The organism is Hymenobacter defluvii, from assembly GCF_017589435.1.
GTDB lineage: Bacteria > Bacteroidota > Bacteroidia > Cytophagales > Hymenobacteraceae > Hymenobacter > Hymenobacter profundi.
Window position 1 is genome coordinate 73933 of the sequence record NZ_JAGETX010000013.1, and the last position, 7489, is coordinate 81421.

Here is a 7489-nt window from a genome sequence, read left to right on the forward strand (position 1 = left end):
CAACCGACCTTCCGTACCTTTGCGCCGAAATGTCGTTCCCGAAATCCGTTTTTCTCTTTTTTCTGCTGTTGGTGCCCCTTTTTAGCTGGGCGCAACGCCCGGCAACACCGGCTGCCAAGCCCGCTACTACCGGCAAGAACCCGCCTGTAGAGCTGCTAGGTACCGATGAGTTTGTGGGCGGCGAGTTCAACGGCGTTAAAATCCGTAAGCTGCTAGGTAACGTACGCTTCAAGCAGGGCACCACGTTGCTATTTTGCGATTCGGCTTACCAGTATCTCGAGCGCAATACCATAGATGCGTTCAGCAACGTGCGCATCGTGCAGAATGACACCGTGACCATCACCGGCGACAAAGGTTTCTACGACGGCAACGCCCGCACGGCTCGCATGACCGGCAACGTGGTGATGCGCGACCCGCGCATGACACTCACCACCAGCCTGCTAGACTACGACTTAAGTAAAAATCTGGCTTACTACAGCACCGGCGGCCACCTCCAAGACCCCGAAAACACGCTCGATAGTCAGTTTGGCTATTACAACACGGACAGTAAAGTGTTCAGCTTTCGGCGCAACGTGCACGTGGTCACGAAAAGCAACGAGATACGCAGCGACACCTTGCAGTACAATACCCTATCGAAGGTGGTGTACTTCTTTGGTCCTACCCGCATCATCGATAAGTTGAACCGCACGCTCTATGCCGAAAACGGTACGTACAATACTCTGACGAAAGTAGCTGACTTTCAGAAGAATGCTAAAATAGAAACGCCCGACTACCTGCTGGGCGGCGATAAGCTGGTGTACGACGAAAACACTAGCTACGGCATTGCCACTGGCCACGTCTCGATGACCTCCAAAAAGGACAACCTCGTGATTCGGGGTGATGTGGGGCGCTACTGGCGGGCGCTGGGCAAAGCCAAGGTGTACGGCTCACCCGTGATGCGCAATATCTCCGGCAAGGACACGCTCTACGTAGCGGGTGATACGCTGATCAGTGTGGAAGGTAGGCCAGCCCCGCCGCCGCCACCCAAGCCTAAACCCGGCATTCGTTTTCAAACCACAGCGCCGCTGCCGCCTACTCAAAAGCAGCTCAATGCTAGTGTGTTGTATGTCTACCCCAGGGCCAAGATCTTCCGTAACGACTTGCAAGGCGCCTGCGATTCGCTGACCTACGACCGGCAGGATTCGGTTATCTACCTCAACAAGAAACCTATTCTGTGGCAGGAGCAAAACCAGCTCACCTCCGATAGTATGGAAATCAGGCTGCGCAACGGCAAAATTGACCAGATGCGCCTGTATGCCAATGCGTTCAGTATTGCCGAAGACACCCTGCTGAACTATAATCAAGTGAAGGGCCGCAACATGGTGGCCTACTTTACGGACAGCAAACTGAAAAAAATTACGGTGCTTGGCAACGCCGAGAGCCTCTACTTTGCTCTTGATGGTGATACCGCCCTCACGGGCATGAACAAAGCGGTAGGCGCCTCCATGGCCCTGCGCTTCACGGAAGGTAAAAAAGCTCCCAAAGTCACCTACTACACCAACCCTGATGCTAGTTTCATTCCGCCCCATGAGCTAAAAGACGAAGACCGCAAGCTGAAAGGTTTTCAGTGGCGCGCCACGGAACGGCCTACCCGCCAGCAAGTGTTAGGGCGGCAGTTCGGTAAGCCTGCCAAGCCCAAAGCAAAAGCGAAGCCCAAATCCAAGAAACAGAAAACTGCGCCGAAGGCGCGGCCGGTTGCTCCAAACCGTAAAGCGCCGGTAGCCACCAGCAAGCCAGCTTCCCGGTAAGTATCTCGCCCTGTGCTGCCTTTGATTCGGGCGGCTAATCCGTTATCTTTGCGTTCTTCATGCTATCCATGTCTTTGTTTCGCCCCACTGCCTTCTTTGTTCTGCTTCTGAGCACTTTGTTGCTCGGCTCGTGCAGCGGCTACCAAAAGTTGCTCAAGAGTAACGACGTGAACAAAAAATACGAAGCCGCCATCAAGTATTACAACGAGGGTGACTACTTCAAAGCCGGCACGCTGCTGGAAGAACTGCAACCCTTGCTGAAAGGCCGCCCCGAGGCAGAAAAGGCTCAATTCTACTTCGCCAATACGAACTTCAAGCAGAGCAACTACGTGCTGAGCGCCTATCATTTTAAGACGTTCTACGAAACATATCCCAACTCGCAGTACGCAGAGGAGGCTATGTTCTTGCATGCCAAGTCGCTGTTTCGTGACTCGCCTGAGTACGAGCTGGACCAGACCAACACGCTTTCGGCCAATGAGAGCATCCAGGAATTCCTGAACCGCTACCCCGAAAGCACCTTCCGCCCCGAGGTGGAAAATATGTCGCAGGAGTTGCGGAAGAAGCTGGAAAACAAAGCGTTTCAGGGTGCTAAGCTGTACCAACAGCTGCGTTATTACCAATCGGCAGTGGTGGCGTTGGGCAACTTTCAACAGCAGTACCCCGGTTCGGTATATAGTGAGGACGCAGCTTACCTAAAGCTGGAATCACAGTTCAACCTGGCTAAGGAAAGCGTAGAGGACAAACAGCGTGAGCGATATCTGGAGGCTGTAGCCTTCTATAAGCAGTTCATCGACGCCTACCCTAACAGCCGCAACCTCAAAAGCGCCGAGAATATGTATGACTTCGCGCAAAAAGAACTGGTTCGGCTGAAACCCACCGAGAAAACGGCGGCTTCAGCTTCCACCAACTAGGCAGCGCCTACCCCAAAAGAAATTTTCCAGATTCTGAAGATACCTGCATATGAAAGTTCCGAATAACGTTTCTCCCTCCATCGTGACGCGCAACATGTCGGAGTTCGCGCAAGACACCGGCAACGTGTACGAGTCTATTGCCATCATCTCGAAGCGTGCCAACCAACTGTCGGTGAAGCTGAAAGAAGAGTTGAACGGCAAGCTGGCTGAATTTGCTACCACGGTTGACAACCTCGAAGAAGTGTTCGAAAACCGCGAGCAGATTGAGATTTCCAAGCACTACGAGCGTTTGCCTAAGCCTACTAACCTCGCTATTGAGGAGTTCTTGGAAGGCAAGGTGTATTTCCGCACGCCGGAAGTTGACAACGACGGCAACCTGCTCGAAAACGAGTAGTTGTCTCCCCGCGCATGGCACTGCATAACCGTAAGATTCTGCTGGGCGTGTGCGGGAGTATTGCCGCGTATAAATCGGCCGCGTTGGTGCGGCTACTCGTGAAAGCCGGGGCCGAAGTGCAGGTAATTCTGACCGCTTCGGCCTCGGCTTTTGTGACGCCGCTCACCCTGGGTACGCTCTCCAAGAAGCCAGTATTACAGGGCTTTTTGAAAGATGAACGGGCCGGCGAGTGGCACAACCATGTGCACCTGGGCCTGTGGGCCGATGTGCTGCTGGTAGCCCCGGCCTCGGCCAACACCATCGGCCATTTTGCCCATGGCCTCTGCGACTCGCTGCTGGATGCTGCCTACCTCTCAGCGCGCTGCCCCGTGTTTCTGGCCCCTGCCATGGACCTGGATATGTACCAGCACCCAGCTGTAACAGCCAACTTAACGGCGTTGCGTAGCTACGGCAACCACGTACTCGACTCGCCCAGCGGCGAACTAGCTAGCGGCCTTTCTGGCCCCGGCCGCATGCTGGAGCCCGAAGAAATTGTAGCGGAGCTAGAACGGTTTTTCGGGTAAGAGGGGGTAGTTGTTTGCTCTATCATCCTGAGCTTGCGAAGGACCTTCTCACGTTGGAGCACATTCGGAGTCAGTGTATAGGTTCGTTATATTGTTGCGTCTCACCCCCGGCTCCCTTTCCAAAAGAGAAGGAGCCAATCGACAAGGACTGTACGTTAACTCTGAAATGACTCGGGGACGAGTTGTTCTAGTGTGATAAGGTCCTTCGCTCCGCTCAGGATGACAGAGAGGATTCATAATTTTTAATTCATAATTTTTAATTGAATATCCTGCTCACTGCCGGCCCTACCTACGAACCGATGGACCCTGTGCGGTTTATCGGCAACCGCTCGACGGGCAAGATGGGCTACGCGCTGGCTGACGCTTTTGCAGCAGCTGGGCACACCGTTACACTAGTGAGTGGTCCCGCGGCCCTGCCTGTGCCTACCCACCCAGCCATCCAGACGGTGCGAGTAGAAACCGCTGCGCAGATGTATGCCGCCGCCGCCGAGGCCGCACCCACAGCGCAGATCTGGGTGTTTGCGGCTGCCGTGGCCGACTACCGTCCCGCCGAGGTAGCCCCCGAAAAAATCAAGAAAGCCGGTGATACGCTCACGCTCACGCTGGTCAAAAACGTGGATATTGCGGCTACGCTGGGAGAAACCAAGCGCGCTGAACAATTTTCGGTGGGTTTTGCGTTGGAAACCAATAACGAGCAGGCGCACGCGCTGGAAAAGCTTCGCCGCAAAAACTTTGATGTGGTGGTGCTCAACTCCCTACGCGATGCCGGGGCTGGTTTCGGCCACGATACCAACAAAGTAACCCTGCTCACGGCCGATGGCGTGGTCACGACGTCGGACTTACTACCTAAATCTGCCGTGGCGCAGGATATTGTTCAGTTTGTGCTTGCTCGTTATGCTCAATACGCGTAAACTATTGTCGCTGTATTTGTTGTTGGTTGCTTGCCTGTGCACATCGGTAGCGCAGGCACAGGAGCTGCTAGCTGATGTGCGCGTGACGACGGAAAACGTTACGGTATCGGATCAGCAAATCGTGCTGCAAATGCAGAACGACATCCAGAACTTCCTCAATACCCGCGCCTGGACCAACCAGACCTATCGACCAGAGGAAAAAATCCGGTGTAAGTTTTTCGTGGGACTAACGGGGATTCCGCAGACGGGCACCTACACGGCCACCGTGCGCATTATTACCACGCGCCCTGTGTACGGCACCGGTTACGAAACCAACGTTATGTCGATTTCCGACCGGGGGTGGCTGTTCAACTACTCACCTCAAAATCCACTAGATTTCTCGGAAAACACCTTTGTAGGCAATCTATCGTCGCTGCTGAGCTTCTACGCTTACATCGTCATCGGCATGGATCAGGACAGCTTTGCCCGTTTGGGCGGCACGCCTTACTACGACCGAGCCCGCAATATCCTGTTGGCGGCCGCGTCGCAGACGGTCACCAACGAGTCGGATGGCGGATGGAAGGATGGGGAGCCACGCAACCGTTACTGGCTGCTCACGAACCTGCAAGATCCTCAGCTTGAGGCATTCCGTACGGGTTCATACGCATACTACCGGCAGGGTATGGACGTCTTTATCGAGAAGCCCCAAGATGCCCGCGCCAGCATTCTAACGGCCCTGACGGGTATTCAAGCAGCCGTGCTGCGGCGGCCGGGCACGCTGGTTGCTCGTTCCTTTTTCGATACGAAATCCGACGAAATCGCCAATATTTTCCGTACCAGCCAGGATCCGCAGCAGAAGCAGCAGGTAGTGAATATGCTCGGTGAAATCGACCCAACGAATACGGCTAAGTATCAGGCTATCCTGCGGTAGGGGGTAGGCGGAACGCCATTTCTCCTTTCTACTGCGCAGACTATTCGAAATGATGGGTAAGGGGCTGAGTTGAAATCCGTATTTTCTACTAAAAAATTTGGTGGAGTCTTGTAAGTTGCCCGCAATCAGCTAATTTTATTAGCCGATTGCGGGCTTTTGCATGAAAAAAGCCTAGTTGAACGCTGCTGGTTGAGCTGCTGATAGCCCGACTAGCTCACCTTTCCAGCTTCTATCTACTCCCATGTTAGTTGACCTGCGCATTAAAAATTACGCTCTGATTGAGCAATTGCAGCTACAGCCTTCGGCCCTGCTGAATATTATTACTGGCGAAACAGGCGCCGGCAAATCCATCATGCTGGGGGCCATTGGGTTGCTGCTCGGTAACCGCGCCGATTCCAAAATGCTCTTTGATACGGCTAAAAAGTGCGTGATTGAAGGGCATTTTGACATTAGCGGCTATCAGTTGCAGGATATTTTTGAGGCGGAAGACCTTGACTATGATGCCCAGTGCATCCTGCGCCGCGAGATTAGTCCAGCCGGCAAATCGCGGGCGTTTGTGAACGACACGCCGGTGACGCTGGATGCTCTTCGCAAAATCGGGGCAAACCTGATGGACATTCACTCCCAGCACGATACGCTGCTGCTTGGCGACGCGGTGTTTCAACTCAACCTGCTAGACTTGTACGCCGGCCTGGTGCCTACCCGAGCTCAGTACGGCACCGCCTACCGCCAGTACCGCAAGCTGGAAGCCGACCTCAAAAGCGTGGAAAGCCAAGTGGCACAGGCTAATAAAGAGCTGGATTACAACAGTTTCTTGTTGAATGAGCTGGAAGAAGCTCGCCTCGATACAGAAGACCAAGAGGCGATGGAGCAGGAAATAAAACAGCTGGAGCACGCCGAGGAAATCAAGTTCAAGCTGACGCAGGCCTTACAGGCTCTCACCGAAAGCGAGTACTGTGCCACCGGCAGCATGAAAGAAGCCGCCAGCCTACTCGGTCAGGTTTCAACCTACGCCGATGCGTTCAAAGATCTGAAAGTGCGCCTCGACAGCTGCCTGATTGAGCTGCACGACATTGCCGACGAGGTAGAAACCGCCGAGCGCCGCACCGAAGGCGACCCGGCCCGCATCGACGACCTGCAAGGTCGCCTTACTACCCTCTATAATTTGCAGCGCAAGCACCAGGTGCGCGACCTGCCAGGACTGTTAGAGGTGCGCGAAGAATTGCGCGAAAAAGTAGGTTCGGTGCTGAATCTGGATAAGGAAATCAGCCGCTTACGCAGGGATACCGAAGGGGCGCTAGCCACTGTAACGCGCCGGGGAGCTCAGCTCTCGGAACAGCGGCAGCGCAGCTTCCCCAAGTTTCAGAAGGAACTGGCGTCTCTGCTCGCCGATTTGGGCATGCCCAACTCGCGCATTGTGGTGCAGCACAGCGTGGGCCAGCCCACCACCAGCGGTATCGACGTGGTGAGCATCCTATTCACGGCCAACAAGGGTGCCCAGCCCCAAACGCTGAGTAAAGCTGCATCGGGTGGTGAGTTTTCGCGGTTAATGCTATGTATCAAGTACATGCTGGCCGATAAAACGGCCCTACCCACCATCGTGTTCGATGAAATCGACACCGGTATCAGTGGGGAAATTGCGGTGAAGGTGGGTCGCATGATGCAGCAGATGGCCAAGAAGCACCAGCTGATTGCCATTTCGCACCTGCCGCAAATGGCTGCCGCCGGCGACTCGCACTACTTCGTGTACAAGGAAGACCGCGCCGACCGTACCATCAGCCGCATCCGGGAGCTAACGTTGCAGGAACGCATCCGCGAAATTGCGCAGATGATTTCCGGCGCCAACCCCAGCGAATACGCCTTCCAAAGCGCCCGCGAGCTGCTGGCCATGCGCGGCGAGGAATTGGTAGGGTAGGCGGTGGACTGGTGAAGTCTTGAACGTCATGCTGAGCCTGTCGAAGCATCTCTACTGATAGTAATTAATTACTATCAGTAGAGATGCTTCGACAGGCT

The 7489-nt window shown here is 54.6% G+C and carries 6 protein-coding genes and 1 pseudogene; all 7 read left to right on the plus strand.

Features of this window, described 5'->3' with window-relative positions; translation table 11 throughout:
* The first annotated feature begins 71 nt into the window (after positions 1-71).
* The 7 genes and pseudogenes from J4D97_RS17935 (at position 72) to recN (ending at position 7391) form a co-directional block, all read left to right on the plus strand.
* Positions 72-1787, plus strand: coding sequence for an OstA-like protein (locus J4D97_RS17935; protein WP_347879365.1), 1716 nt, complete (start codon positions 72-74; stop codon positions 1785-1787).
* A 68-nt stretch (positions 1788-1855) separates the two neighbouring features.
* On the plus strand, positions 1856-2698 hold the full coding sequence (locus J4D97_RS17940; protein WP_208308776.1) for an outer membrane protein assembly factor BamD: 843 nt from the start codon (positions 1856-1858) through the stop codon (positions 2696-2698).
* Between the two features lie 49 nt (positions 2699-2747).
* Positions 2748-3092 carry a DNA-directed RNA polymerase subunit omega gene (locus tag J4D97_RS17945; RefSeq protein ID WP_185282775.1) on the plus strand — a complete coding sequence of 115 codons (345 nt, stop codon included), beginning with the start codon at positions 2748-2750 and terminating at the stop codon, positions 3090-3092.
* A 14-nt stretch (positions 3093-3106) separates the two neighbouring features.
* Positions 3107-3649: pseudogene (locus J4D97_RS17950) on the plus strand (flavoprotein); the annotation flags it as partial.
* A gap of 266 nt (positions 3650-3915) precedes the next feature.
* On the plus strand, positions 3916-4566 hold the full coding sequence (locus tag J4D97_RS17955; RefSeq protein ID WP_208308778.1) for a phosphopantothenoylcysteine decarboxylase: 651 nt from the start codon (positions 3916-3918) through the stop codon (positions 4564-4566).
* Positions 4550-5476 carry a DUF4835 family protein gene (locus J4D97_RS17960; RefSeq protein WP_208308779.1) on the plus strand — a complete coding sequence of 309 codons (927 nt, stop codon included), beginning with the start codon at positions 4550-4552 and terminating at the stop codon, positions 5474-5476. Before J4D97_RS17955 ends, J4D97_RS17960 begins: the two co-directional genes overlap by 17 nt.
* A 241-nt stretch (positions 5477-5717) precedes the next feature.
* Positions 5718-7391 carry a DNA repair protein RecN gene (recN, locus tag J4D97_RS17965; RefSeq protein ID WP_208308780.1) on the plus strand — a complete coding sequence of 558 codons (1674 nt, stop codon included), beginning with the start codon at positions 5718-5720 and terminating at the stop codon, positions 7389-7391.
* Positions 7392-7489 lie beyond the last annotated feature (98 nt).